General features: G+C 62.4%; 22 protein-coding genes and 1 pseudogene. 8 read left to right on the top strand and 15 right to left on the bottom strand.

Going from position 1 to position 24,550, the window contains the following annotated elements:
* Positions 1-630: 4'-phosphopantetheinyl transferase family protein (locus ROSMUC_RS13660; RefSeq protein WP_037274197.1), on the top strand; the 630-nt coding region annotated here is incomplete at its 5' end.
* A gap of 227 nt (positions 631-857) precedes the next feature.
* Positions 858-2,156 carry a GumC family protein gene (locus ROSMUC_RS13665; RefSeq protein WP_037274199.1) on the top strand — a complete coding sequence of 433 codons (1,299 nt, stop codon included), beginning with the start codon at positions 858-860 and terminating at the stop codon, positions 2,154-2,156.
* 6 nt (positions 2,157-2,162) lie between these two features.
* Here ROSMUC_RS13665 and ROSMUC_RS13670 read toward each other — a convergent pair whose 3' ends face one another.
* The 10 genes from ROSMUC_RS13670 to acs form a co-directional block, all read right to left on the bottom strand.
* Positions 2,163-2,636, bottom strand: coding sequence for a CoA-binding protein (locus ROSMUC_RS13670; RefSeq protein ID WP_037274206.1), 474 nt, complete (start codon positions 2,634-2,636; stop codon positions 2,163-2,165).
* Positions 2,637-2,836: 200 nt separating this feature from the next.
* Positions 2,837-3,136, bottom strand: a complete 300-nt coding sequence (locus ROSMUC_RS13675; RefSeq protein WP_037274575.1) for a hypothetical protein — start codon at positions 3,134-3,136, stop codon at positions 2,837-2,839.
* 72 nt (positions 3,137-3,208) lie between these two features.
* Complete coding sequence (locus tag ROSMUC_RS13680) at positions 3,209-5,275, bottom strand: 3'-5' exonuclease (protein WP_037274213.1); 2,067 nt, start codon at positions 5,273-5,275, stop codon at positions 3,209-3,211.
* A complete protein-coding gene (locus tag ROSMUC_RS13685; RefSeq protein WP_037274216.1) occupies positions 5,268-5,651 on the bottom strand; it encodes a response regulator transcription factor in 384 nt (127 codons plus the stop codon). Before ROSMUC_RS13685 ends, ROSMUC_RS13680 begins: the two co-directional genes overlap by 8 nt.
* Positions 5,652-5,681: 30 nt before the next feature.
* Positions 5,682-6,188, bottom strand: coding sequence for a hypothetical protein (locus ROSMUC_RS13690; protein ID WP_037274219.1), 507 nt, complete (start codon positions 6,186-6,188; stop codon positions 5,682-5,684).
* Between the two features lie 3 nt (positions 6,189-6,191).
* Positions 6,192-8,030: a DUF294 nucleotidyltransferase-like domain-containing protein gene (locus ROSMUC_RS13695; protein WP_037274222.1), complete on the bottom strand. Its 1,839-nt coding sequence runs from the start codon at positions 8,028-8,030 to the stop codon at positions 6,192-6,194.
* Between the two features lie 118 nt (positions 8,031-8,148).
* Positions 8,149-9,912 (bottom strand): sodium:solute symporter family protein, encoded by a 1,764-nt coding sequence (locus tag ROSMUC_RS13700; RefSeq protein WP_037274225.1) that lies wholly within the window; start codon positions 9,910-9,912, stop codon positions 8,149-8,151.
* 15 nt (positions 9,913-9,927) lie between these two features.
* The gene (locus ROSMUC_RS13705) at positions 9,928-10,188 is read right to left on the bottom strand and encodes a DUF4212 domain-containing protein (protein WP_037274227.1); all 261 of its coding nucleotides are present in this window, start codon (positions 10,186-10,188) and stop codon (positions 9,928-9,930) included.
* Positions 10,189-10,256: 68 nt separating this feature from the next.
* On the bottom strand, positions 10,257-10,943 hold the full coding sequence (locus ROSMUC_RS13710) for an adenylate kinase (RefSeq protein WP_037274576.1): 687 nt from the start codon (positions 10,941-10,943) through the stop codon (positions 10,257-10,259).
* A 12-nt stretch (positions 10,944-10,955) separates the two neighbouring features.
* Positions 10,956-12,896: an acetate--CoA ligase gene (gene acs, locus ROSMUC_RS13715; protein ID WP_037274230.1), complete on the bottom strand. Its 1,941-nt coding sequence runs from the start codon at positions 12,894-12,896 to the stop codon at positions 10,956-10,958.
* Between the two features lie 442 nt (positions 12,897-13,338).
* On the opposite strand from acs, the gene uvrB reads away from it, so the two are divergent.
* The 3 genes from uvrB (at position 13,339) to copM (ending at position 16,329) form a co-directional block, all read left to right on the top strand.
* The gene (gene uvrB, locus ROSMUC_RS13720) at positions 13,339-15,537 is read left to right on the top strand and encodes an excinuclease ABC subunit UvrB (RefSeq protein ID WP_037274233.1); all 2,199 of its coding nucleotides are present in this window, start codon (positions 13,339-13,341) and stop codon (positions 15,535-15,537) included.
* 49 nt (positions 15,538-15,586) lie between these two features.
* Positions 15,587-15,889, top strand: coding sequence for a hypothetical protein (locus ROSMUC_RS13725; protein WP_037274236.1), 303 nt, complete (start codon positions 15,587-15,589; stop codon positions 15,887-15,889).
* Between the two features lie 77 nt (positions 15,890-15,966).
* Entirely contained in the window at positions 15,967-16,329 is a 363-nt protein-coding gene (gene copM / locus ROSMUC_RS13730; RefSeq protein WP_037274239.1) for a CopM family metallochaperone, read from the top strand.
* Between the two features lie 96 nt (positions 16,330-16,425).
* Here copM and ROSMUC_RS13735 read toward each other — a convergent pair whose 3' ends face one another.
* On the bottom strand, positions 16,426-17,166 hold the full coding sequence (locus tag ROSMUC_RS13735) for a YebC/PmpR family DNA-binding transcriptional regulator (protein ID WP_037274242.1): 741 nt from the start codon (positions 17,164-17,166) through the stop codon (positions 16,426-16,428).
* Positions 17,167-17,320: 154 nt separating this feature from the next.
* On the opposite strand from ROSMUC_RS13735, the gene bchE reads away from it, so the two are divergent.
* Both bchE and bchJ read left to right on the top strand, forming a co-directional pair.
* The gene (gene bchE / locus ROSMUC_RS13740) at positions 17,321-18,982 is read left to right on the top strand and encodes a magnesium-protoporphyrin IX monomethyl ester anaerobic oxidative cyclase (RefSeq protein WP_037274246.1); all 1,662 of its coding nucleotides are present in this window, start codon (positions 17,321-17,323) and stop codon (positions 18,980-18,982) included.
* On the top strand, positions 18,975-19,571 hold the full coding sequence (gene bchJ, locus ROSMUC_RS13745) for a bacteriochlorophyll 4-vinyl reductase (protein ID WP_037274249.1): 597 nt from the start codon (positions 18,975-18,977) through the stop codon (positions 19,569-19,571). Before bchE ends, bchJ begins: the two co-directional genes overlap by 8 nt.
* A gap of 2 nt (positions 19,572-19,573) precedes the next feature.
* Here the strand turns inward: bchJ and ROSMUC_RS13750 are convergent, their stop codons facing one another.
* The 3 genes from ROSMUC_RS13750 to uraH all read right to left on the bottom strand — a co-directional run bounded on the left by ROSMUC_RS13750 (position 19,574) and on the right by uraH (position 22,708).
* A complete protein-coding gene (locus ROSMUC_RS13750) occupies positions 19,574-21,346 on the bottom strand; it encodes an SLC13 family permease (RefSeq protein ID WP_075571742.1) in 1,773 nt (590 codons plus the stop codon).
* 151 nt (positions 21,347-21,497) lie between these two features.
* Positions 21,498-22,310: a TIGR00282 family metallophosphoesterase gene (locus tag ROSMUC_RS13755; RefSeq protein ID WP_037274252.1), complete on the bottom strand. Its 813-nt coding sequence runs from the start codon at positions 22,308-22,310 to the stop codon at positions 21,498-21,500.
* Between the two features lie 53 nt (positions 22,311-22,363).
* Positions 22,364-22,708, bottom strand: coding sequence for a hydroxyisourate hydrolase (gene uraH / locus ROSMUC_RS13760; protein WP_037274254.1), 345 nt, complete (start codon positions 22,706-22,708; stop codon positions 22,364-22,366).
* Between the two features lie 117 nt (positions 22,709-22,825).
* Here uraH and uraD point away from each other — a divergent pair.
* A pseudogene (gene uraD / locus ROSMUC_RS13765) lies at positions 22,826-23,329 on the top strand (2-oxo-4-hydroxy-4-carboxy-5-ureidoimidazoline decarboxylase); the annotation flags it as partial.
* A 30-nt stretch (positions 23,330-23,359) separates the two neighbouring features.
* Here uraD and ROSMUC_RS13770 read toward each other — a convergent pair.
* The gene (locus ROSMUC_RS13770) at positions 23,360-24,397 is read right to left on the bottom strand and encodes a hypothetical protein (protein ID WP_037274260.1); all 1,038 of its coding nucleotides are present in this window, start codon (positions 24,395-24,397) and stop codon (positions 23,360-23,362) included.
* Positions 24,398-24,550 lie beyond the last annotated feature (153 nt).

Raw genomic sequence — 24,550 nt, forward strand, 5'->3', positions numbered from 1 at the left:
GCCCGCCTGCCCGAGGGGCTGGCCTTGGCCGCAAGCGATCCTTGCGCCGAAGCCACCGGCCTCTGGCCAGACGAGGCCACCGCCATCGCGCGCGCGGTGCCCAACCGCCGCCGCGAATTCGCCGCCGGCCGCCGCGCGGCGCGCCGCGCCCTGGGCGCCCTTGGCCACGCCCCGGCCGCCATCCCCATGGCCCCCGACCGCGCGCCGCACTGGCCCGAGGGTGTGACCGGCACGATCAGCCACGGTGCCGGGACCTGTCTGGCGCTGCTTGGACATTCCAGGGACTGGGCCGGACTTGGCCTTGATCTGGAACCAGCCCTGCCCCTGCCCGATGACATCCTGACCACAATCTGCACCCCCGCCGAACAGGCGGCCTTGGCCCAAGACGCCGGCGGCCTCCTGTCCCGCCGCCTCTTTTGCGCCAAGGAAGCCACCTACAAGGCCCAATATGCCCAGAGCCGCAGGCTGCTGTCCTTCCACGATCTTGAGGTCACATTCGACGGGCCACACCGCTTTTCCGCCGAACTCCTGACCGTTTGCCCGCCCTTTGTCCCCGCCACGCGCTTTGCGGGACACATAGTCGAGGCGGATGGGATTATCGCCACCGTGGTCGCCCTGCCCCGCCTCTGAACACTCTGTTTCCAGAACGCGATGAATAACCTGTGGCGAAATTGTGGCACGATTGCTAGATTGTGGCCAAGTTGAGACTTAAATCTGTCAGGGCCGTTTGGGGGCATTCGGCTGACAGGATGGCATCCCGCGCGTGCGGGTCTGTCCGTCAGCAGGAAACATCCCGAGCGGCTTTTCGTTTTCGGCACCTGCGTTGACCACCTTGAAACGACACCGATAGGCAAGCCATGAGCGCGATCCAGTCCATGCCCGATCTGATGCGGCTCCTGCACCGCAGACTGTGGCTCATCGCGCTTGTCGGCGTTATCGGCGCGATCCTCTCGGTCCTCATCGCCCTCAGCCAACCCAAGGTGTTTCAGGCCACCGCCGTGATTCAGATCGAATCCCCGCAGGTGGGCAGTGATCTGGCCGGGCAGACGATTGCCACGGACGCCAACCACCGTCTGCAACTGATCGAGCAGCGCCTGATGGCGCGCGACAATCTGGTCAAGGTGATCGAGCGGCACGGCCTCTTTGCCAATGTTCCCAACATGCCGCTGGCCGAAAAGGTGCATCAACTGCGGATTTCTGCCCGGATCACGCCCATCACCGTCGGCATCCCCGGCATGGGACCGGCCACCACCCCCTCTGGCCTCAGCGTGACGGTAAATCTCAACGATCCGGTCAAGGCCGCCGAGGTGGCCAATGATTTCGTGGAAACCGTGATCACCCAGAACCGCGAGCGGCGCATGGACCTTGTGCGCGAAACGCTCGATTTCTTCAGCACCGAAGAGGCGCGGGTCAGCGCCCAGATCGCCGAAGTCGAAGGCGTGATTGCCGATTTCAAACGCGCCAACGGGGCGTCGCTGCCCTCCAGCATCACGCCCGTGCGCGAGGAATTGCGCACCCTGAATGAAACCCTGCTCGCTCTCGACCAGCAGATCATCGCGCTGGAAACCGAATCCACCCGCCAGCGGCAAGAGGTGTTTGCCCGCCAGATCGGCCAGTTGACCGACCAGCGCGCGCTGGTCTCGGCCCGTATCGCCGCGAATGAGGCTGCCTTGGCCGCAGCCCCCCGTGTAGAGCGGGAATTGGGCGCGCTCACCCGCAACCTCACCCAGCTTCAGGATCAGCTCAGCACCATCACCACCAACCGGGTCGAGGCGGAAATGGCCAGCGTCCTTGAATCGCGCCAGCAACAGGAACGGTTCGAAATTCTGGAAACCGCCATTCCGCCGGAATTTCCGGTGTCCGCCAGCCGCAAGAAACTGGCGATTGCCGGGGCACTGGCCAGCCTTGTGCTGGGTTTGGCGCTCGTCATCACGCTCGAGCTTCTCAACCCGGCGATCCGCAGCGCCGCGCAACTGGAAAAAGAGCTTGAGATCACGCCGGTCGTGACCATCCCCGTGGTGCGCCTGCGCCATGAACGCCGCCGCCGCGCGCTGCGCATTGCCGGAACGGTGCTTGCGGTCCTCTTGGTCGTGCCGCTTGTCCTGCGTCTGGTGCAGGACCGTCTGATGCCGCTGCGCCTCTTGGGCGGGAACTGATCCGGCTCACAGCTTGGATGAAATGACGCCCGTGTTGAACCCGCCCATGCGCAACTCTCCAAAGAGCCGCTGATATTCGATCTTGGGGCAGCGGTTCATCACCACATCGACACCCCGCGCTCGTGCCATTTCCGCAGCCTCCGCATTTTCAACCCCGATCTGCATCCAGACCGTGCGCAGCCCCGGCAGCACCTCCAGCGCCTCTTCCACGATAGGGCCGACATGCTCGGACCGGCGGAAAATGTCGATCATATCGACCGCGCCCGCAATATCGCGCAGCCCCGCCACCACCGTTTGACCAAAGAGCATCTCACCGGCATGGCCCGGATTGACCGGCACCACCTCGTATCTCTTGAGGCTGAGGTAGCGCGCCACATAGTAGCTCGGGCGCACGGGGTTCATCGACACGCCGACCACCGCCACACGCCGGGTGCGGGTCAGGATCTCGCGCAGATGGGAATCGCTATACTCTTCGCTCATGCCCCTATGAACCACGGATAGCGCGCAGAAAAAAGCGCCCAAGTCAAACTTGGGCGCAAGTCGCGGAACGAGGGACAGTGATAAAAGGCATCAATGTTCCGTATCGACGCCTCTGGGACAGATGTAGGTCCGATTCTCAGGATATAAAGGGTTTGTAATATACCTGTGACTGCCCTTGATCGCGCGTCATCGCGGCGGCTTCAGTCGAAAATGTCCTCGACCGCGTCCCAGATCTCTTCCAGCATCCGCCGCCCAAACCCTTTGCGCGGCTTGGATTTCCGCGCGCGCTCGGGGGCTTGCCGCTCGTGCCCATGCTCCTGCCGGGGCAGCGTCATGGGCCGCGTCTTGGGCCGCGCGGCGCCCCTTTCGCGCGCGGGCATCGCCTTCATCTCGTGCAGCGGCGCGCCACAGCTCGAACAGGCCAGCTCATGCCGGGCCCGGTCCAGCACCAGAACCGCCCGCGTGCCGCAATATGAACAGGTCGCAATCTTGTGTCCCATGCGCCCCATATCGGTCAGGGACGGCAGATTGCCAAGGGCTCAGCGCCAAAATGCCCCAACGCCACGCCGTTCTCAGTAATTCTGCGCCTTGCGGATCTTGGTCATGCGCCCCTCTTCGGCAATCGCCCCGCCCAGCGTTGTCACACCCTTGGCCTGCAAGAGACCCAGCATCCGCACGAATACCTCTGCCGTGGCCACAGTATCGCCCATCGCGGTATGCCGCGCCTCGGGCGGGATGGTGATCCCGAACCGCTCGCAGAGCGCATCCAGCGTATGCTGACCGCTGTGATCGAACAGCCCCGCCGACATCAACACGGTGCAAAGCACCGGATTGTCGAACCGCCGCCCGATGACCTTTTCCTTGAGCCGCAGAAACGCCAGATCGAAGGGCGCGTTATGCGCCACCAGCACCGCGCCCTGACAGAAATCGTGAAACCGCCGCCCGGCCTCGACAATATCCGGCGCACCCTGCACCATCTCGTCGCTGATATGATGCACCCGCGTCGAGGCAGGCGGAATCGGGCGGCCCGGATTGACCAGCATGTCGAAACTCTCGCCGCGCAGAATGCGCCCGTTGACGATCCGCAACCCGGCAATCTGCACGATCTCATCGCCCCCCCGCGGCGAGAGGCCGGTGGTTTCGGTGTCGAACACCACGAAACTCAGGTCCGACAGGGGGCGTTCGGCCAGATCTCCGCCCGCCACCTCTGGCAGGTTGAAATCATAGAACTCGGGCCGCGCATCGCCGGGCTGTAGCGGTGGTGCTGCGGTGGCAAGCGGCAACACGATCCGGTGCCCCCCGGCCATTGCCTCGGCCCAGACATCCGTCTGATGCGCGCTCAGCGCATCGCGCCCGGAATAGTCCCCATAGGCGGTGGACAGCGGCGCCTTGAGCCAGCCGGTCAATTGCCCATCCGTCACCGCCTCGCCCTGCCAACTCAGGATCAGCCGCGTTTCGGCCCCGTCCTGCTCGGCGCTCAGGCTGAATCCGTCGCGGCTGCCGTCCTCGGCCAGATGCCCCAGCAACCCGCCCAAGAGCGTGGTCACGGCAAAACCGTCGCAACTCAACATCGCCTCGCTGCGCGCCACGCTCAGCGGCACCCGCGCCTGCACGCTCAACCCGTCGAACACATGCGACGCCGCAACCGGCGACATCGGCCAGCGCCGCGATTTGACCCCGGCATGTTGCACGCCCATCTCGCGCAGGCACTCAAAGAGCCGCGCCACCTCGTCCTCGATCCCTTTGCGAAACTTGGCGCGGCTCTCGGGGGGCAGATCATCCGCTGATTGCAGCACATCCAGCAGCGCGCCAATGGTGGCCGCCGGTCGGCGCACCCCCTCCAAGAGCGTGTTGAACAGATGGTCCTGCTGCGCATGCGCGCTCAGATCCTCCGTCGCATCGCGGAAAATAAGCACATGCCCCGACAATTCCTCATCCGAAAGGATCGGGCTGACACGGCCCAAGAGAAACCGCTTGCCATTCGCAGAGGCCGCAAGGAATGTCTCGGCCCCGATATGCCCACGCACCCGCCCCTCCTGCATCCGCGACAGCGCATCCATGATCGGCTCGGGGCGCAGGACATTCGACAGCGGGCGATCCAGACCGATATCGCCCAACAGCTCTTGCGCCATCCGGTTATAGAGCATCACCCGATTGTCCGGCGTGGCCACCACCGCCCCCTCGCCCAGATCGCGAAAGAGCGCCTCGAAGAGCGCCTTTTCCCGAGCAATCCGTGCGGTCTCCCGCTCGACCGCGCGGGCGCGCGCAGCCCGCGCCTCCGACAGCGCCGCATTGATCGCATTGGCGGCGGGCGCCAGCGTGCTCAGATGCTTGGCCTGCGCCTCGTCGATCTGCAAATCCACATCGGCCCGCGCCCGCGTCGTCAGGTCCGAGGCCAGCGCCAGAATGGGCTTGGCCACGTTCTCATCGAACAACAGCCCGATCCAGGCGGCCAACCCCATCACGCCCAGCGCCGCAACCATTCCGCCGATGACATACCCATCCAGCGGCCCGCCCGCCCGCGTATAGCCAAACCAGAGCGCGCCCGCGATGACCACGGCCCCCCCCAGCGCAAGCGCGGCAAAGAAGAGCGCAAATCGCAGCCGTAGACCCAAACGCGCCGTCAGGCGCTCAATCATGATCCGCCCCGGCCAGCAACTCGCCGATCTGCGCGGTCAGATCAGCGGTGGCGAAAGGCTTGGTCATAAAGGCATCCGCCCCCACCGCCAGCCCCTTGCGGCGTTCGACCTCGCCCCCCCCGGCGGTCATCATCAGCACCTTGATCCCCTTGAGCGCGGCGTCGGCGCGGATCAACTGGCAAATCTCATAGCCCGACCGCTCGGGCAGCATTACATCCAGCACCACCAGATCAGGCCGGTCCTCGGCCATCGCCGCCAGCGCGGCATTGCCCGTGGCCACCCGGCGCAACCGGTATCCCGCGCGCCCGATCAGATGTTCGAGCGCAAGCGCGATATTGTCCTCATCTTCAACCAGCAGAACGGTTTTTTCAGGCATGACGGGCCTCCTCTCCCGGTTACGACTGACTTAGCTTTGGCAGAGCGCCTCGATCACGGGGTCCTCCAACCCCACGGCAATCCACTCCGCCTGCGACGGATCGGCCAGCGCCACCTCACTCACATCGGCGCGCGCCGCCTTGGCGCAATCCACCAGTTGCGGGCGCATCATCGGCGCGGCCCAACGCCCAAAGAGATAAATATCCGCCAAGAGGATCTCAGGTGCCGCCGGATTGGTCTGCACCCCGGCGCGGTCCAGCACCATCATCCGCGTGACCTGCGGTACGATATAGCTCCACGGCTTCCACGGCTTGCTTTCTTCAACCGCGCTGACCACCTCGACACTGTCAGGCAGGGTGCTGAGCGTGCGGTTGGCCCAAGTGTATTCCGACCAGACCACATAGCACAGCATCGCGATCCCCGCCGCAAAGGGCGCGGAGTAGCGCGGCAAACGGCCCCGGCTCAGATGCCCCACGACTAGGGCAGTACCGGCAGCGCCGATGCCAACGGCGAAAGTGGCGATCAATTCCAAAAACATAAGTTATCCCGGTGCTCCTCTGGATTGTCCGATGGCGGATTGCATGGTCTTGACCACCATGAACGCATCCCGCAAGTGGTTGCGCTCAAGGTCCGACAGATCGGCAGGGGCCATGAAATTGTCCGGGGTGCGTCCGGCGCGAATGCGCGATGCCTGATGCCGCAGCCGCGTTTCCGCAATGAGATCGTAGGCATCCAGCAAATCGCGCGCGCCGCTCTCGGAAATCACGGCCCCGGCCCGCGCGCTCGTGATCCGTTCGCGTGTGCCCGCCACCTCCAGCGATCCCAACAGCGCATAAATCCGCCCCAGATCGACCACCGGCACCACGCCCGAATGCTTGAGGTCGATCGTGTTCTTGTGCTCGCCCGACCGGATCAGGGCAAAGCCGCGCAAAAGGCCCAGGGGCACCGTATGCTTGAGTGAATTGGACACCATATGCGCGACAAAGATCGAATTCTTGCGCGCACTTGCCAGCACTTCGGCCTGCAAATCGTCAAACAGCGCATTCTCCCCCGCAATCGCCCGCAGATCGAACATCACCGAGGCCAGCATCTGCGCCTCCGTGTCCGGCTGCGCGATCCAGCGCGCGAAATAGCTGCGCCATACCCGGCGTGGCTGCCGCCAGCGCGGATTGGTCGCCATCATGTCGCCCGGACAATAGAAAAACCCGCAGGTGTTCAGCCCGTCGCTGACAAACTTGGCCAGCGCCGCGAAATAGGCGTCATGCTCCGGCTGGAAACTATCATCCAGGATCAGGCAATTGTCCTGGTCGCTCACGCCGGTCTGTTCCCGCCGCCCCTGACTGCCGCAGGCCGCCCAGAGATAGGGCACAGGGGCCGGGCCAAGCTGCTGCTCCGCCAGCCGCAGCAATCGGCGGGTAATCGCGTCGGTAATATCGGTGATCCGCCGCGTGATCGACTGCGGCCGCACCCCGGCCTGCACCAGTTGCACCAACAGCATCGGCACCCGTTCCATGACATGCGCCATGTCCTCGGGCGCCTCGGCACTGGCAATATCGGCCACCATATGGCTCGCCGTGGCGGCCTGTTGGCGAAAGAGATCGGTTTTGCCGATCATGCCCAGCACCCGCCCCCCCTGCGCCACCGGCAGGTGATTGACCTTGAGGTCCGACAAGAGCATCAGCGCATCAAGACCCAGCCGCCCCGGCTCGATTGTCACCGGGTCCGGCGTCATCACCTGGGCCACGCTGACATCCCCGCTCAGCCCTTCGGCCAATACCTTGTTGGCCAGATCGCGCACCGTGATGATCCCCGCCAGGCGCGCGCCCTCCATCACCACCACGGAAGAAATCACATTGTCCCGCATGAGCCGCGCCACATCTTGGATCGTGGCCTCTGGCCCGCAGGTGATCGGCGTGGCGGTCATAAGGTCCGACACCTGAAGGGCTGTCAAACCCGTGGCATAGGGCCCGTCATCGCCCTGCGCCGTGGGCCGCGCACGGGCGAACCAACGCGCAATCTCGTCCGATTGCTCCATCAGGTCGAGAAACGACTCGCGCGGAATAACGATAAGATCAGAGGGCTCCGAGGCCCGCGCCGTCAAGAGCGCATTGCCATCACGCAAGAGCCCGCGCTCGCCCATGATGTCGCCCGGGCCCCGGTGCGACACCAGATCGGCATGCCCCGTCTCGATATCAAGCCCACCTGTCTCGACCACGTATAGCCCGGCCAGCGGCGCGCCTTTTTCAAACAGCAAAGCGCCTTGCTCCAACACCACCCGCGCCAGCTTGGGCGCCAGTGCAGAGCGCAGAGCATGCGGCAAGCCGGAAAACGGCGCATGGCGTGTCAGGCTGTCAATGGGATCGGGTTTGACGTCGCTCATCGGGCGCGGCTCTCCTCGGATTTGGTGGGGAATCACCTAAAAGCACCCGGTTTCCGGAAATATCGGCAGGTGTCAGAGGGAACAGGGGCGGCACGTGCCGCCCCTGTCCATTGCTTGCTTAGTGATTCACAGCCGTGCCGGCACCGCGCGGAATACGCACGCTTTCGACCAGATCCTGAATCTCCTGCGGCGGTTCTGCCGTCATGCTCGACACGAGATAGGCAACTGCAAAGTTCAGCAGCGCGCCAATCGGGCCGAAATGGGTCGGCGGAATACCGAACAGGTATTGATCCGCAGTCAGCATGTTCGTGCCGGGGATAAAGAACCAACCCAGGTAGAGGAACAGGTAGAGCGTGGTCGAGATCAGACCGGCCAGCATACCCGCCGTCGCACCCGCAGAGTTGATGCGCTTCGAGAAGATGCCCATCATCAGCGTCGGGAAGAGCGACGCCGCCGCCAGACCGAACGCCAAGGCCACAACCTGCGCCGCAAAGCCCGGAGGGTTGAGGCCCAGATAGGTTGCCACCACGATCGCCACCGCCATCGAGACACGGGCAGCCAAAAGCTCGCCTTTTTCCGAGATGTTGGGATTGATCGTCGATTTGATCAGGTCATGGCTCACGGCCGAGGAAATGGCCAGGAGCAGACCCGCCGCCGTCGAGAGGGCCGCCGCGATACCACCTGCGGCGATCAGCGCGATCACCCAGCCCGGCAGACCGGCGATTTCGGGGTTGGCCAGCACGAGGATGTCACGGTTGAACGTCACAAGCTCGTTGCCCTGCCAGCCACGCTCGGCCGCCAGTGCGGTCATCGCTTCGGACTTGTCGTTGTAGTACTGGATCTTGCCGTCGCCGTTCTTGTCTTCCACAGCCAAGAGGCCGGTGGTCGACCAGGTGCGGAACCAATCGGGCAGATCGTCCACGGCCACAGCTTCGCCCTGAACGCCCTGCGGCCACATGGTGGTCATGATGTTCAGGCGCGCCATCGCACCCACAGCCGGAGCGGTGAGATACAGCAGCGCGATAAAGACCAGCGCCCAACCAGCAGACCAACGCGCATCAGACACTTTGGGAACGGTGAAGAAGCGGATGATCACATGCGGCAGACCGGCAGTACCGATCATCAGCGACAGGGTGAACAGCGCCATCAGCCACGGGCTCGACCCGGTGGTGTACTGGTTAAAGCCCAGATCGTTCAGCAGACCGTCCAGCGTGACCAGCAGATACTGACCCGATGCCGCATGTTCAGAGAACAGGCCCATCTGCGGCAGGAACTTGCCCGTCAGTTGCAGCGAGATGAAGATCGCCGGAATGGTGTAGGCGATGATCAGAACGCAATACTGTGCCACCTGCGTATAGGTGATGCCCTTCATCCCGCCCAGAACGGCGTACACGAAAACCACACCCGACGCGATCAACAGACCGGTGGTGTTGTCCACCTCAAGGAAACGCGAGAAGGCCACACCGGCACCCGCCATCTGACCGATCACATAGGTCACCGACATGGTGATGAGCGCGATCACGGCCACGACGCGCGCGGTCGGGCTATAGAACCGGTCGCCCACGAACTCGGGCACGGTGTATTTGCCGAACTTGCGCAGATAGGGCGCAAGCAGCATGGCCATGAGAACATAACCACCGGTCCAACCCATCAGGAAGGTCGAGTTGTTATAGCCCACAAAGGCGATGAGACCCGCCATCGAGATGAACGAGGCCGCCGACATCCAGTCCGCCGCCGTGGCCATCCCGTTGATGACCGGATTCACGCCGCGTCCAGCCGCGTAGAATTCAGCCGTAGATCCCGCCTTGGCCCAGATCGCGATACCGAAGTAAAGCACGAAGCTGAGACCAACGACGATGATATTGAGTGTTGTTTGATCCATTGTCCCTCCCCCTATTTATTCTTCACCGACGCCATGTTCGGCATCGAGTTTGTTCATCCGCCAGGCGTAGAAGAAGATCAGAACCAGAAAGACGATGATCGACCCTTGCTGCGCGAACCAGAATCCCAGGTCGGTGCCGCCAATGGCGATCCCCGACAGCATGGGCCGCAGCAAAATGCCAAAGCCAAACGAGGCAAAGAACCAGACCACCAGGCTCCATGTGATAAGACGCAGATTGGCCTTCCAATACGCGTTTGCTCTTTCTTGATCGGACAAAGCGTGCCCTCCCTTTTATAACGGCTTCCTCCAGACCGCGCCGGGACCATCCCGGCACGGGCACTCCTTTACGCGACCGCCTTGGCGACGATGGCGTTCAGCTCTCTTGCGACGGCCTCGATCTCGGCCATCGCATCGACGCGGGCCAGAACGCCGCGCGATTCGTAATAGGAAATCAGCGGCGCGGTCTGCGCGTGATAGGCGCGCAGCCGCTGTTCCACTGTCTCCGCATTGTCATCGGCACGCCGCTTCATCTCGGTGCCGCCGCATTTGTCACAGGCACCGGGCTTGCTCGGCACCTTGAACGTGTCGTGATAGCCCTCGCCACAGCCGCCGCAGGTGTAGCGGCCCGAAATCCGCGTCACCATCGCCGCATCATCCACCTCCAGGCTGATCGCGGCGCGGATACCTTGCCCGATCTCGGCCAAGAGACCATCCAGCGCCTCGGCCTGCACCGTGGTGCGCGGAAACCCGTCGAGGATCACGCCCTTGGCACAGTCCGGCTCGGCCAGACGGTCGCGCAGAATGGCGATGACGATCTCGTCGGACACCAGATCGCCCGCTTCCATCACCGCCTTGGCCGCACGGCCCGCCTCGGTGCCCGCCGCCACAGCGGCGCGCAAGAGGTCCCCGGTCGACAGTTGCACAAGCCCGAATTGCTCCTCCAGCATGCGCGCTTGCGTGCCCTTGCCTGCACCCGGCGGCCCCAAGAGAACCAGATTGGCGGCGTTGCGGGGTGTGTCGCTTCCGTCCATCATCATCCCCTCTCAGGCCTTGGTGCGATTGGCAATCAGCTCATCCACCACCGATGGATCGGCCAGTGTCGAGGTGTCCCCCAAGCTGTCAAAGTCATTCTCGGCAATCTTGCGCAGAATACGGCGCATGATCTTGCCCGAGCGGGTCTTGGGCAGGCCCGGCGCCCATTGAATGACGTCCGGCTTGGCAATCGGCCCGATTTCCTGACGCACCCAGTTGCCCAGCTCCGTGCGCAGCGCCTCGGTCGGCTCCACCCCGTCCATCAGCGTGACATAGCAATAGATGCCCTGCCCCTTGATGTCATGCGGATAGCCCACAACGGCGGCCTCGCTCACGGTGGCATGGGCGACCAGCGCCGATTCCACCTCGGCGGTGCCCATCCGGTGCCCCGAGACGTTGATCACGTCATCCACACGGCCCGTGATCCAGTAATCGCCATCCGCATCACGACGGCAGCCATCACCCGAGAAATAATAGCCTTTGAACATCTCGAAATAGGTCGAGACAAACCGGCTGTGATCGCCCCAGACGGTGCGCATCTGCCCCGGCCAGCTATCCTTGATCGCCAGCACACCCGAGGTTTCGCCCTCCAACTCGTTGCCCTGATCGTCCAGCACGATGGGCTGCACCCCAAAGAACGGCTTGGTGGCCGAGCCCGGCTTGGGCGTGTCGATCACACCGGGCAGCGGCGTGATCAGGATGCCGCCGGTCTCGGTCTGCCACCAGGTATCGACGATCGGGCATTTGCCCTTGCCGACATTCTCATTGTACCAGTTCCACGCTTCGGGATTGATCGGCTCGCCGACCGAGCCAAGGATACGCAGGCTGCTCAGGTCGCTGCCCTCGACAGGCCCGGTGCCCTTGCCCATCAGCGCGCGAATGGCGGTGGGGGCGGTATAGAACTGCGTGACCTTGTGACGCTCGCACACCTGCCAGAACCGGCCGGCATCCGGATAGGTCGGAACCCCCTCGAACATCAGCGTGGTCGCGCCATTGGCCAGCGGTCCGTAAACGATATAGCTATGGCCCGTGACCCAGCCCACATCGGCCGTGCACCAGTAAATATCACCTTCGTGATAATCGAAAATGTACTCATGCGTCATCGACGCATAGGTCAGATAGCCACCGGTTGTGTGAACGACGCCCTTGGGCATCCCGGTCGAGCCTGAGGTATAGAGAATGAACAGCGGGTCCTCCGCGTTCATTTCCTCGGGCGGGCAGTCGGCGCTGACCTTCTCGGCCTCTTCATGCCACCAGAAGTCCAGATCGCGCCGCCAGGCGACCTGATCACCGGTACGTTGCACCACAAGGCACTTCACATCCGATGTATCATGCAACAGCGCCTGGTTCACATTGTCCTTGAGCTTGGTCTTGCGGCCCCCACGCGGCGCGTGGTCGGCGGTGATCACCACCTTGGCATCACAGCCGTTGATCCGCGCACCCAGCGCATCCGGGCTGAACCCCGCGAAAACGATCGAATGAATGGCCCCGATCCGCGCGCAAGCCAGCATCGCATAGGCCGCCTCGGGGATCATCGGCAAATAGATCACGACGCGGTCGCCTTTGCCCACGCCCATGGATTTCAGCACATTGGCCATCTTGCAGGTCTGCGCGTGCAGGTCCTTGTAGCTGATATGCTGCGGCTCATCATTGGGATCATCCGCTTCCCAGATGATCGCCGTCTGATCGCCACGGGTTGCCAGATGCCGGTCGATGCAGTTGGCCGACACGTTCAGCGTGCCATCCTCGAACCACTTGATCGACACATTGTCATATTCAAACGAGGTGTTCTTCACCTTGGTGTAGGGCTTGATCCAGTCCAGCCGCTTGCCATGCTCGCCCCAAAAGGCATCGGGGTTGCTGATCGAATCGGCATACATCCGCTCATACTTGGCCTGATCAATGTGAAATCCGGCTTTTTTCGCACCTGCGGTTGCGTTTGCGTCGCTCATGACTTGAAATCCTCCATCCCAGCGACCACCTGCTCCTCGTGACAGGCACTGCCGCATTCCTTGGCATACCCTAGCCGAAAATGCGCAGAAATTAACAAAATCCTGACAAACGCCCATAAGATCAGTGAATTTCTTGCATTAAACAGGGCGAAACTTTGTAAATAAATTTTCACACGATGTTTTTCTGGCCTTTAGCCCTTCCTTAAACGACCCATGTGCTCAAAATTGCGACAGCCCCCTTCGCGAAACCCGCATACGCCCGGCGGGTGCGGCACTATGCCCCGCACCCGAATCGTATGACGCAGCGTCACGAATCGCGAAATCGATTCGCGCACGCCCCGCGCCTGCTCTACCCAGAAGGGTCCGCGCGCGGCACCCGCTTTGGGGCTTGAACCCAACGGCAAAGAGAACAAATGTGGACATTGATCCACCGGAGCGCCCCATGCCCTATGCCCATTCCGACAAGACCCCGGCCGTGCTCAGCCATCCCGCGCCGGACGTAAAGTCCCGCCCCAAGCTCGAGGGTGGCAAGCGGTTTGTGCTGGCGTCGGATTTTGAGCCGGCGGGCGATCAGCCCACCGCCATCGCGGAACTGTCCCAAGGCATCACCGAGGGCGAGCGCAATCAGGTGCTTTTGGGGGCCACCGGCACCGGCAAGACCTTTACCATGGCAAAAATCATCGAGGCGACGCAGCGCCCCGCCATCATCCTTGCCCCCAACAAGACGCTGGCCGCGCAGCTTTACGGGGAATTCAAGGGATTTTTCCCCGAAAACGCCGTCGAGTATTTCGTCAGCTACTACGACTACTATCAGCCCGAGGCCTATGTCGCCCGCTCCGACACCTACATCGAGAAGGAATCCCAGATCAACGAACAGATCGACCGGATGCGCCACTCCGCCACCCGCGCGCTTCTGGAACGTGACGATGTGATCATCGTGGCCTCGGTCTCTTGCATCTACGGTATCGGCTCGGTCGAAACCTACGGGGCCATGACCCAGGATCTCAAACTCGGCGAGAGCTATGATCAGCGTGCCATCATGGCCGATCTCGTGGCGCAGCAATACCGCCGCAACGATCAGGCCTTTCAGCGTGGTTCATTCCGCGTGCGCGGCGACAGTCTGGAAATCTTTCCCGCCCACCTCGAAGACCGCGCGTGGCGCTTGTCCTTCTTTGGCGAAGAGCTCGAGGCGATCACCGAATTCGACCCCCTCACCGGCGAGAAAACCGACACGTTCGACAAAATCCGAATCTACGCCAATTCGCATTACGTGACACCCAAACCTACGATGCAACAGGCCATCATCGGCATCAAACGCGAATTGCGCACGCGTCTTGATCAGTTGGTCAACGAAGGCAAACTGCTCGAGGCGCAGCGTCTGGAGCAGCGCACCAACTTTGACCTCGAAATGCTCGAAGCGACGGGCGTCTGCAACGGGATTGAAAACTACTCCCGCTACCTCACGGGCCGCGCCCCCGGCGAACCGCCGCCCACGCTCTTTGAATTCATCCCTGACAATGCCATCGTCTTTGCCGATGAATCCCACGTTTCCGTGCCCCAGATCGGCGGCATGTACAAAGGCGACTACCGGCGCAAATTCACGCTTGCCGAACACGGCTTTCGCCTGCCCTCCTGCATGGACAACCGCCCGCTGAAGTTCGAGGAATGGGACGCCATGCGCCCGCAATCGGTCTTTGTCTCCGCCACCCCCGCCGCATGGGAGATGGAGCAAACGGGCGGCGTCTTTACCGAACAGGTGATCCGTCCCACCGGCCTTCTTGATCCTCAGGTCGAAATCCGGCCCGTGGAAACCCAGGTCGATGACCTTCTGGACGAGGTGCGCCGCGTGGCCGCCGATGGCTACCGGGTGCTTGTCACCACGCTGACGAAACGCATGGCCGAAGATCTGACCGAATACATGCACGAACAGGGCATCCGCGTCCGCTATATGCACTCCGACATCGACACGATCGAGCGGATCGAAATCCTGCGCGACCTGCGCCTTGGCGCCTTCGACGTGCTGATCGGCATCAACCTGCTGCGCGAGGGGTTGGATATTCCCGAATGTGGCCTTGTCGCCATTCTCGATGCCGACAAAGAGGGCTTCCTGCGCTCGGAAACATCCCTGATCCAGACCATCGGCCGTGCCGCCCGCAACGCCGAAGGCCGGGTGATCATGTATGCCGACCGCATCACCGGCTCGATGGAGCGCGCGCTCAATGAAACCAACCGGCGCCGTGAAAAACAGATCGCCTATAATGTCAAACACGGCATCACCCCCGCCACGGTCCGCAAGAATGTCGAGGATATTCTGGCCGGGCTTTACAAAGGCGACGTCGACATGGCGCGCGTCACCGCGCAGGTTGACAACCCCTTGGCCGGGGCCAATCTCGCCGCCGTGCTCGACGGGCTGCGCGCCGACATGCGCAAGGCTGCCGAAAATCTGGAATTCGAAGAAGCCGCCCGCCTGCGCGACGAGGTCAAGCGGCTGGAGGCTGTGGATCTGGTGATCTCCGACGATCCCCTGGCCCGCCAATCCGCCGTCGAGGCCGCCAGCGCCGAGGCCGTCAAAGGACGGGGACGGTCCACTGCGGGCAGACCGGGACAAAGGGGCGGGAATGTGAAACGGCGGGGGCGGTAGCGCACCAACCTTAACGCCTCCTTAACCCCTCATCCGGCATGGTCACGCAATGCAAAACCGTAACTCCCCCCTCTCGCCCGAGGTCTGGCTACATGACCTCTTCACGTCAAAATCGGTGCAGGAAGGTGCCGTGATCCGGCGCAAGGCCCGCGACATCGAACGTTTCGCGGGCATGGCGAGTTTCCTGCGCGAAATTGACCGGCGGGGCTATCAGGCCGTTGAGAACTCTGGCCAGATCGTGATTTTCTGCAACCGCGCCCCAATCCGCTGGCTCACCGCCCCAAACCCGATTTCTTCAAAAGAAATCGGACCGAAATCTTTTCAAGATTTCGGCACCCGCACTCTGGGCTGAACCCCGCACATCCCCCTTGCCTTCCAGCAGGGGGAAGCTCCTATATCCCGATTGCGACCACAACCGAGGATACACCCATGCGCCTTGCCCCCCTGACCGCCACGCTTCTGACCCTCACCCTCTCGCCCGCTCTTGCCGACAACCATGACCACAGCGGCCACGCCGCGCACATGTCCCACAACCTGCCTGCCTCGACCCGCGCCTATATGGCGGCGAACGCCGCCATGCACGGCGCGATGGACATGGAGTTTACTGGCGACGCAGACATTGATTTCCTGCGCGGCATGATCCCGCATCACGAGGGGGCGGTTGCCATGGCGCGGATCGTACTCGAGCACGGCAAGGACCCGGAGGTCCGCAAACTCGCCGAGAATGTGATCGCCGCGCAAGAGGCGGAAATCGCCTGGATGCGCGCGCGTCTCACCGAACTGGGCCATTGATCCGCGGGGGGCTTGCCGCCCCCCACCTGGACTTCCTGCAATCTTGTACAAAATCCGCGTACAAAGCTTACAGAGCTTACACGCAGACGCTACGGATCAGAGCTGTTCCATCACCGCATCCGAGGCCTCGAAATTGGTGGTGACGCGCTGCACGTCGTCATCATCCTCCAACGCCTCGATGAGCTTCATCAGCTTCTGCATGCTCTCAAGGTCCATTTCGGTCGTCGTGGTGGGTTTCCACACCAGCTTGGTCGATGTGCTCTCGCCCAAGGCGGCCTCCAGCGCCGTGGCCACCTCGCTCAAATCCGTATCCGCACACCAGATGGTGTGGCCGTCCTCACCAGATTCCACATCTTCTGCCCCCGCTTCCAGCGCGGCCATCATCACCGTATCGGCATCACCGACGCTCGCCGCATAGGTCACCTCACCTTTGCGCTCGAACATAAACGCGACGCTGCCGGTCTCGCCCAGATTGCCGCCGTTCTTGGTAAAGGTCGAACGCACGTTCGACGCGGTGCGATTGCGGTTATCGGTCATCGCCTCGACGATGATCGCTACCCCATTGGGGCCGTACCCTTCATAGCGGATTTCTTCATAATCCTCCGCATCGCCCCCCATCGCTTTCTTGATGGCGCGTTCGATATTGTCCTTGGGCATGGATTGCGCCTTGGCTTCCTTGATGGCCAGACGCAGGCGCGGGTTTTTGTCCGGGTCGGGGTCGCCCATCTTGGCCGCGACCGTTATCTCTTTGGAAAACTTTGAAAAAAGTTTCGCGCGCACGGCGTCTTGGCGCCCTTTGCGGTGTTGAATATTCGCCCATTTGGAATGGCCGGCCATGGTGCCTTCTCCTGCATATCCGGGAATCTGCCGCCTTTTATACGCTTGCCGCACCTAGGGCAACGCCCCGCCCCGCGACGTCGTTGTTTGATTTATGTCAAGTTTTTTAGACACATTAAACTGTAATCTAAAATGATACACAGGGAGTCCCGCCATGCGCATCGTCTTGATCCATCCCAACTACCACTCTGGCGGGGCCGAAATCGCCGGAAGCTGGCCCCCCGCTTGGGTGGCCTATCTGGCGGGCCACCTGCGCGATGCAGGCTATACCGATGTCACCTTTATCGACGCCATGACCAACAATCTCGAGGATGACGCCCTGCGCAGCCGTCTGCGCGATCTAAACCCAGATGTTGTGGGTGTCACCGCCATCACCCCCTCGATCTATGTTGCGGAAAACATTCTCAAACTCGCGCAAGAGGTGGTGCCCGGCGCGCTGCGGGTGCTGGGCGGCGTGCATGCGACCTTCATGTATAAGCAGGTGCTGTCCGAGGCCCCTTGGGTCGATGTTATCGTGCGCGGCGAGGGAGAAGAGATTTTCCTCAACCTGATCCGCGCCGCCGACTCTGGTGATTGGCTAGAAAAGCGTAAATCCATCAAAGGCTTGGCCTATCTCGACGGCGACACGATCACCGCCACACCCGCAGCATCGACCGTCAAGGACCTCGACGCCATCAACCCCGACTGGTCGCTCCTGGAATGGGAGAAATACATCTATGTGCCGCTTGGCAAACGCGTGGCCATCCCCAACATGGCGCGCGGCTGCCCGTTCACCTGCTCTTTCTGTAGCCAGTGGAAATTCTGGCGCGACTACCGCGTGCGCGACCCGAAAAAGGTGGTGGATGAAATCGAGAACCTTGTGAACAACCACGGCGTCGGCTTCTTCATCCTCGCGGACGAAGAACCCACTATAAACAAAAAGAAATTCGTGCAGTTTTGCGAGGAACTCATCGCTCGCGACCTGCCGCGCCGCGTGCAATGGGGCATCAACACCCGCGTCACCGACATCTACCGCGACCGCGACCTGCTGAAATTCTATCGCAAGGCGGGCCTCGTGCATGTCAGTCTTGGCACCGAGGCAGCGGCCCAACTCAAGCTCGATCAATTCAACAAGGAAACCACCGTCGCCCAGAACAAGGAGGCGATCCAGCTTCTGCGCGAGGCGGATATCTTTACCGAGGCGCAGTTCATCGTCGGTCTTGACAACGAAACCCCCGAAACACTTGAGGAAACCTTTCAGATGGCCTGGGACTGGCAGCCGGACCTCGCCAATTGGGCGATGTATACGCCCTGGCCCTTTACGCCGCTGTTTCAGGAACTCCGCGATCAGGTAGAAGTGTTTGATTTCTCTAAATATAACTTTGTCACACCAATCATGAAACCCGCCGCCATGACGCGCGGCGAACTGCTTGACGGTGTTATGAAAAACTATCGCCGTTTCTACATGCGCAAGGCGCTCTTTCACTATCCGTGGCGCGGCACCGGCTATCGGCGGCGCTATCTCTTGGGCTGTCTCAAGGCGTTTCTCAAGGCGGGCTTTGCCCGCACCTTCTATGATCTCGGCAAGGCGGGGTATTGGGGGCCACAGACCAAGAACACCGTTCACTTCGATTTCGACGAAACCCGCACCATCGCAGAGGCACAGATGGAGGATTGGGAGGCCAGCGCCGACCGTGCCGCACGCGCGGCCGAACGCCGCGAGGCCGTGCGCGCCCAGATGAAGGACCGCGCCATCGACCGCAACGAAGGCTTCAATATGCCCAATGGGGCCGAGGTCCGCGCCTGCGGCGGCAGCACGCAGCAGATGGATGCCTGACGGCAGTCATATAAGTGCCCGCATCGGCCCCAATTCGGTGCTGCAACTGGCCCCCGCGATGGACCACATCGCAGGAACGGGCGCACGCCGCGCCCTCTTCGCCCCCCTTGGCTTTGATCCTCTGCCCGATGCGACCTCGATGATCGACGAGGCGCACGTCGCGGCCCTGCACGGCGCGCTGCGCAGGCAACATCCTGAAAATGCGCGTGAAATCTTTGTCGCCGCGGGTCAGGGCACAGGCGATTATATCCTCGCGCATCGCATTCCACACGCGGCACAAACCCTGCTGCGTGCCCTGCCCGCGCGGGTCGCAGCGCCGATCCTGACGCGTGCCATCCTTGCTCATGGCTGGACATTTTGCGGCACGGGCACATTGTCTGCCAAATCCGGCCCTCCGGTGGTCTTTACCCTGTCCGATAATCCGATCATTCGAGGTGAATCCGCCCCGGCCCCCCTCTGCCATTGGCACGCCGCGGTATTCGAGCGCCTTTTTGCCCGGCTCGTCCACCCGCGCGCGCATGCGATGGAGACTGCCTGCTGCGCCGCTGGTGCCGCGGCCTGCCGGTTCGAAATCGATTGGCGGCATTAACCTCAAAGCGGCCAGAGTAGCGGGATCAGCGCGCTTGCCAACAGACCGATGCTCAGGTTGAGCGGAATACCTACCCGCAGAAAATCGGTGAACTTGTACCCGCCGGGACCATAGACCAACGTATTGGTCTGATAGCCGATGGGCGTGGCAAAGCTCGCGCTTGCTGACACCATCACCGCCACCACCAGCGGTCGCGCATCAATACCCATGGCATCCGCCAAACCGATGGCAATCGGCGTGACAACCACAGCGACGGCATTGTTGCTGATGAGTTCTGTCAGGAGCGAGGTTAAAAGGTAAATCGCCCAGACCACCATGAACCCTGGCAAAACCGACAGCGCGGGCGCAATTCCGCCCACCATCAACTCGACCGCACCCGAGGTCTGCAAGGCAGCACCGATTGCCAGCATGGCAAAGATCAACGCCAGCAACTGTCCGTCAATAAAGGAAAAAGCCTCATCTGCATCAATGCAGCGCGCCAAGAGCACCATCGCCACCGCGATCACCGCAAGCGCCAGAATGGGGGCCACGCCAAGCGCTGCCAGCACCACGATCCCCGCAAGGGACAAAACCGCCAGCGGGGCATGCCCGCGGCGAAAGGCCCGTGCCGAGGGGTGCGAGACATCGACCATCTCCATCTCGCGCGAGAGGCGCTGAATATCCTCGGGTGCCCCCTCCAGTAGCAGAGTATCACCCACCCGCACCACCAACTCGTCCAGTTGCCGCCCGATGTTCTGATTGCGGCGATGCACGGCCAGCGGATAGACACCGTAGCGCCGCCGCAATCGCAGCGCGCCCAACGATCGCCCTACCATCTTGCAGCCCGGCGTGATCAGCACTTCGACCGTTGTCGTCTCGACCGCCGAGACCTGATCGACCCGCTTGAGGCTCTTGTTGCGCTGCAGGCTGAGCAATTCCGTCATCTGCGTCCGTAGAACCACCCGGTCGCCAACCTGCAAGGTGACATCCGCCAGATTGCGCCGGAGCGATTGATCGCCCCGGATCACATCGATCAGCCGCACCCCTTCCCGCTTGAAGAGCTGCACGCCGGTCACGTCGCGGCCAATCAGGTTGCTCTCGGGGGGGATGACCGCCTCAGTAAAAAACTTCATCTTGGAACGGTCCGACAAGAGATCCGCCATACTGTCGCGCGCAGGCAAGAGGAAGGGACCGAAAAAGCGCAGATAGATCGCTCCCCAGATCACCAATACAATGCCGAGCGGCGTCACCTCAAAGATCGTGAATGGGGCCATGCCCGCTGAACGGGCCACGCCATCAACCAAGAGATTGGTCGAGGTGCCGATCAGCGTCGTGGTGCCTCCAAGGATCGCGGCGTAACTCAGCGGGATCAGCAGCTTGGATGCCGGAATCTTGAGCGTACGCGCCAGTTGCACAAACACAGGGATCATCACAACGACCACCGGGGTATTGTTCATAAAGGCGGATCCGATCACCACCGAAATGAGCAGCATCGCAATGGCCACGCGTGGATTATGCTTGGCCTGCTGGTCGGCCAGCGTTGTAAAGGCGTCAAGCGCACCAGTGCGCACCAAGGCCCCCATTACGATGAACATCGCAGCAATGGTCCAAGGGGCGGGGTTGGAAAACACCTCTAGTGCCGCGCCATAGGGCAGCACGCCAAGCCCAAGCAACACCGCCACACCCGCAATCGCCACCACCTCAGTCGGATAGATTTCGCGCACGAAGAGAACAAACATCGCCGCAACGACCAGTAGTGTCAGCAGCGCCTGACCGGTCTGGGATACCCCGAGCATCTCAATCACTTAAACATACCCTTTCATGGCCCGCGCCAGTTTCCCCGATCCGTCGAGGGGCGGCAAGCGCCATGTGCACCACTGCGGCAAAGAAGGGAAAGGATGCGCCGCGCCGACCGCCTGTCGCAGGGTTTGTGCCACGTCTCGCCCTTCAGGGCCCCGACTGTTCCAAGCGCCCACCCTGGCGCACCATTTCAATCCGCGTGGCCCGCCCTGTGGCATCGTCGGTCTCGATATAGACACCCGAAACCGTAACCGCGCCCATGGCCGGGGTAAACCGATCCTTGGTCATACCGGTGACAAAGCGGCGCATCGGCTCGGTCTTGTCCATGCCGATCACGCTCAGGTAATCGCCGCACATGCCCGCATCGCCCTGAAACGCGGTGCCACCGGGCAGAATCTGGGCATCCGCCGTGGGAATATGGGTATGCGTGCCCACCACAAGGCTGGCGCGCCCGTCGCAGAAATGGCCCATCGCCATTTTCTCGGAGGTCGCCTCGCAGTGCACGTCGACCACCGTCGCCTGCACAGCGCCCCCAAGGGGATGAACCCGCAACACCGCATCGATCGCTGAAAATGGGTCATCATAGGCGCGGCGCATGAACACATTGCCCAGCACCTGCGCCACCAGCACCTTGCGCCCACGCCCGTCGGTAAACACCCGGTTCCCGCGCCCCGGCGCAGCCTTGGCATAGTTGAGCGGGCGGATCAGGCGTCCCTCACGTTCGACCGCCTGCATCATGTCCTTTTGGTCAAAGGCATGATCGCCCAAGGTCACGCAATCCGCCCCCGCCTCGAACAGGTCCTTGGCATGCGCCGCCGTAAGGCCCATCCCACCCGAGGCATTTTCGCCATTGACCACGACAAAATCCAGCTTCCACGCCTCGCGCAGCTTGGGAAGCCGTTCCGCCACCGCCGCACGCCCCGCGCGCCCCATCACATCACCGAGAAAGAGTATTTTCATGGGTATTGGTGTTAGGCCCCTGTCACGCCAAGGGCAAGGGCGAATACAGTCCCTCAGCTTCCGCGATAGGTCGTGTAGCCATAGGGCGAGAGCAAGAGCGGCACATGGTAATGCATCTCCTCCGACAGGGTGAAGCGGATTGGGATGAGGTCGAGAAAGCCGGCGTCTTCTCCCGCCGCATGCAAGTAGTCGCCTGCATGAAACAACAACTCGTAGAGGCCGGGCGCATACTCTGCCTCGGGCAGAATGGGGGTATCGGTGCGCCCGTCCGCATTGGTGCGCATCTCACGCAACAACAGGCGGCCTGCCTCCGTGATCCGGCTCAGCCGGATCAAAAGCCCCGCCGCCGGACAGCCGCGCGCGGTATCCAGTACATGCGTGGTCAAATAGCCTGACATTTCGGGGGCTCCTTGCGTGACATGACGGGTGTTTTCTGTATCTCCTTACGGAACTGGACCAAGATCAACCCCAGAAATGCAGCAAGCCCATTGACCAAGGACCTGCCCGTGGCCCAAGACCGCCCCTCGCAAATGGATCGTAACCGGTTCGTCGCCCGCTTTGGTGGGGTGTTCGAACATTCACCATGGGTGGCCGAACGCGCCTTCGATCTCGGCATAACCCCCGTCCATGACAGCGCCACCGGCCTGCATGATGCCTTCTGCCGTGTCTTTCGCGCGGCTTCAGAGGCGGAGCGCTTAACTGTGCTGCGCGCCCATCCTGACCTTGCGGGCAAACTGGCACAGGCGCGGCGGCTGACGCCCGACTCGACCCATGAACAGGCAAGCGCGGGGCTTGATGCGCTGACCGATGCCGAGCGCGCGGCGTTCGAGAACCTCAACGCCGCCTACACCGCGCGTCATGGCTTTCCCTTCATCATCGCGGTGCGGGAACACGACAAGGCAGGGATCAAGGCCGCTTTTACCCGCCGCCTGACCAACCGCAGCATCACGGAACTGGACGAAGCCTGCCGACAGGTAGAGCGGATCGCGCTTTTGCGCCTGCAAGACATGCTGTCCTGAGCCGGACACCATTCATTCTGGCCTTACGGATCAGCCGCCGCAAATCTCCTGAAGGCGCAGCCAATCGGCATCGCTGAGCAAGGGCGGCGGCGGGGCTTTGTCGGCATAGGGATCGGCCTCGATCAATGCCACAGTGGTTTCGCCGGTGATGTCGACGGCATAGGCATAGGGCCGCGCGCGCACCTGCCAATGGGCGAACCCCGCCAACATCGTCTCTGGGGCCACAGCCTCGGGCGGATCGCGCATCAGGCTCTCGGCATGGGCGCGCAAGACGTCGTCGGGCAAGAGCCCGGTTGCCAACAATCGCAGCGTCGCCGACAGCCCGCCCTCTTCCAGAAGCTTGGACAGAGGGTCATGCGCCTCTGCGCGCAGATAGGCCGCGATGATATGCCCTGCCACAACATCCGGCTCGTCGTGATCCTCGACCAGATCGGTATTTATCAACACGGCCCCGCCGGGCAGACGCAAGGCCCCTTCGATACCGCCGCGCACAACCAGAAACTCTGCCGTGCTCCCCGCACGCGACGGCAGGCGGCGCGCCAACTGCGCGAGCGCCGTGGCACCGCCCGGCCCCTCGCAGACCGGCCCTGTCACCCGTTGCAGATGCCCCAGCAGCGCGCGACCAATCTCCGCGCGCTTGACCATGGGCACCACCTCCAACGCGTGTTGCCGCGCGGCCCCCGGCAACCAAAAGAGCACCAGCGCCGCGACCGCCGCCACACTCGCAAGCATGCCAAACAACCTGAGCCGTCCCGGCTTGGGCCGTTGCCGCGCGACAGCGCCGCGCAGCGTCTCGATGGCCGCGATCATCTCGGCCTCGTCCTCGGCCAGTTCCAACGTCTCGCCGGGATCGCCATCGGGATGATAGATGGCGGGGTTCTGCCCCGGATTGGTCCGCGCCACCGCCGCGATCGACCAATGGGCCTGCACCCGCTCGCGCATATCGGTGATGGTCAGCGTCGCCTCGCCAACAGAGACGATTACATCCACCCGCTGCGCGTCCGGATTGGCCCGCCAAAGGCCCGCCGCCTCAAGCCGCTGATATCTGGTCAGTGCCGTCTTTTTCATGTTCCGGGGGCTGCCTGCCTTTATTTCTGGCACGCTAGCACGCCAGGGCCAAGGCGGGCAATCGCAAGAGTGCGGCGTGAAGGTGCCGGATCGTGCGGGTCAGGCGGGTTGTTTGCTCACATCAGCGCCTGCAACTGCCTTGGAACCACCCGG

Origin of the sequence: Roseovarius mucosus DSM 17069 (genome assembly GCF_000768555.3) — a bacterium.
GTDB classification, from domain to species: Bacteria; Pseudomonadota; Alphaproteobacteria; order Rhodobacterales; family Rhodobacteraceae; genus Roseovarius; species Roseovarius mucosus.

What these genes read in the sequence shown, in the direction of transcription:
- ROSMUC_RS13665 (WP_037274199.1), top strand. Translation starts at nt 858, where the DNA reads ATGAGCGCGATCCAGTCCATGCCCGATCTGATGCGGCTCCTGCACCGC.
- ROSMUC_RS13670 (WP_037274206.1), bottom strand. Translation starts at nt 2,636, where the DNA reads ATGAGCGAAGAGTATAGCGATTCCCATCTGCGCGAGATCCTGACCCGC.
- ROSMUC_RS13675 (WP_037274575.1), bottom strand. Translation starts at nt 3,136, where the DNA reads ATGGGACACAAGATTGCGACCTGTTCATATTGCGGCACGCGGGCGGTT.
- ROSMUC_RS13680 (WP_037274213.1), bottom strand. Translation starts at nt 5,275, where the DNA reads ATGATTGAGCGCCTGACGGCGCGTTTGGGTCTACGGCTGCGATTTGCG.
- ROSMUC_RS13685 (WP_037274216.1), bottom strand. Translation starts at nt 5,651, where the DNA reads ATGCCTGAAAAAACCGTTCTGCTGGTTGAAGATGAGGACAATATCGCG.
- ROSMUC_RS13690 (WP_037274219.1), bottom strand. Translation starts at nt 6,188, where the DNA reads ATGTTTTTGGAATTGATCGCCACTTTCGCCGTTGGCATCGGCGCTGCC.
- ROSMUC_RS13695 (WP_037274222.1), bottom strand. Translation starts at nt 8,030, where the DNA reads ATGAGCGACGTCAAACCCGATCCCATTGACAGCCTGACACGCCATGCG.
- ROSMUC_RS13700 (WP_037274225.1), bottom strand. Translation starts at nt 9,912, where the DNA reads ATGGATCAAACAACACTCAATATCATCGTCGTTGGTCTCAGCTTCGTG.
- ROSMUC_RS13710 (WP_037274576.1), bottom strand. Translation starts at nt 10,943, where the DNA reads ATGGACGGAAGCGACACACCCCGCAACGCCGCCAATCTGGTTCTCTTG.
- acs (WP_037274230.1), bottom strand. Translation starts at nt 12,896, where the DNA reads ATGAGCGACGCAAACGCAACCGCAGGTGCGAAAAAAGCCGGATTTCAC.
- uvrB (WP_037274233.1), top strand. Translation starts at nt 13,339, where the DNA reads ATGCCCTATGCCCATTCCGACAAGACCCCGGCCGTGCTCAGCCATCCC.
- ROSMUC_RS13725 (WP_037274236.1), top strand. Translation starts at nt 15,587, where the DNA reads ATGCAAAACCGTAACTCCCCCCTCTCGCCCGAGGTCTGGCTACATGAC.
- copM (WP_037274239.1), top strand. Translation starts at nt 15,967, where the DNA reads ATGCGCCTTGCCCCCCTGACCGCCACGCTTCTGACCCTCACCCTCTCG.
- ROSMUC_RS13735 (WP_037274242.1), bottom strand. Translation starts at nt 17,166, where the DNA reads ATGGCCGGCCATTCCAAATGGGCGAATATTCAACACCGCAAAGGGCGC.
- bchE (WP_037274246.1), top strand. Translation starts at nt 17,321, where the DNA reads ATGCGCATCGTCTTGATCCATCCCAACTACCACTCTGGCGGGGCCGAA.
- bchJ (WP_037274249.1), top strand. Translation starts at nt 18,975, where the DNA reads ATGCCTGACGGCAGTCATATAAGTGCCCGCATCGGCCCCAATTCGGTG.
- ROSMUC_RS13750 (WP_075571742.1), bottom strand. Translation starts at nt 21,346, where the DNA reads ATGCTCGGGGTATCCCAGACCGGTCAGGCGCTGCTGACACTACTGGTC.
- ROSMUC_RS13755 (WP_037274252.1), bottom strand. Translation starts at nt 22,310, where the DNA reads ATGAAAATACTCTTTCTCGGTGATGTGATGGGGCGCGCGGGGCGTGCG.
- uraH (WP_037274254.1), bottom strand. Translation starts at nt 22,708, where the DNA reads ATGTCAGGCTATTTGACCACGCATGTACTGGATACCGCGCGCGGCTGT.
- ROSMUC_RS13770 (WP_037274260.1), bottom strand. Translation starts at nt 24,397, where the DNA reads ATGAAAAAGACGGCACTGACCAGATATCAGCGGCTTGAGGCGGCGGGC.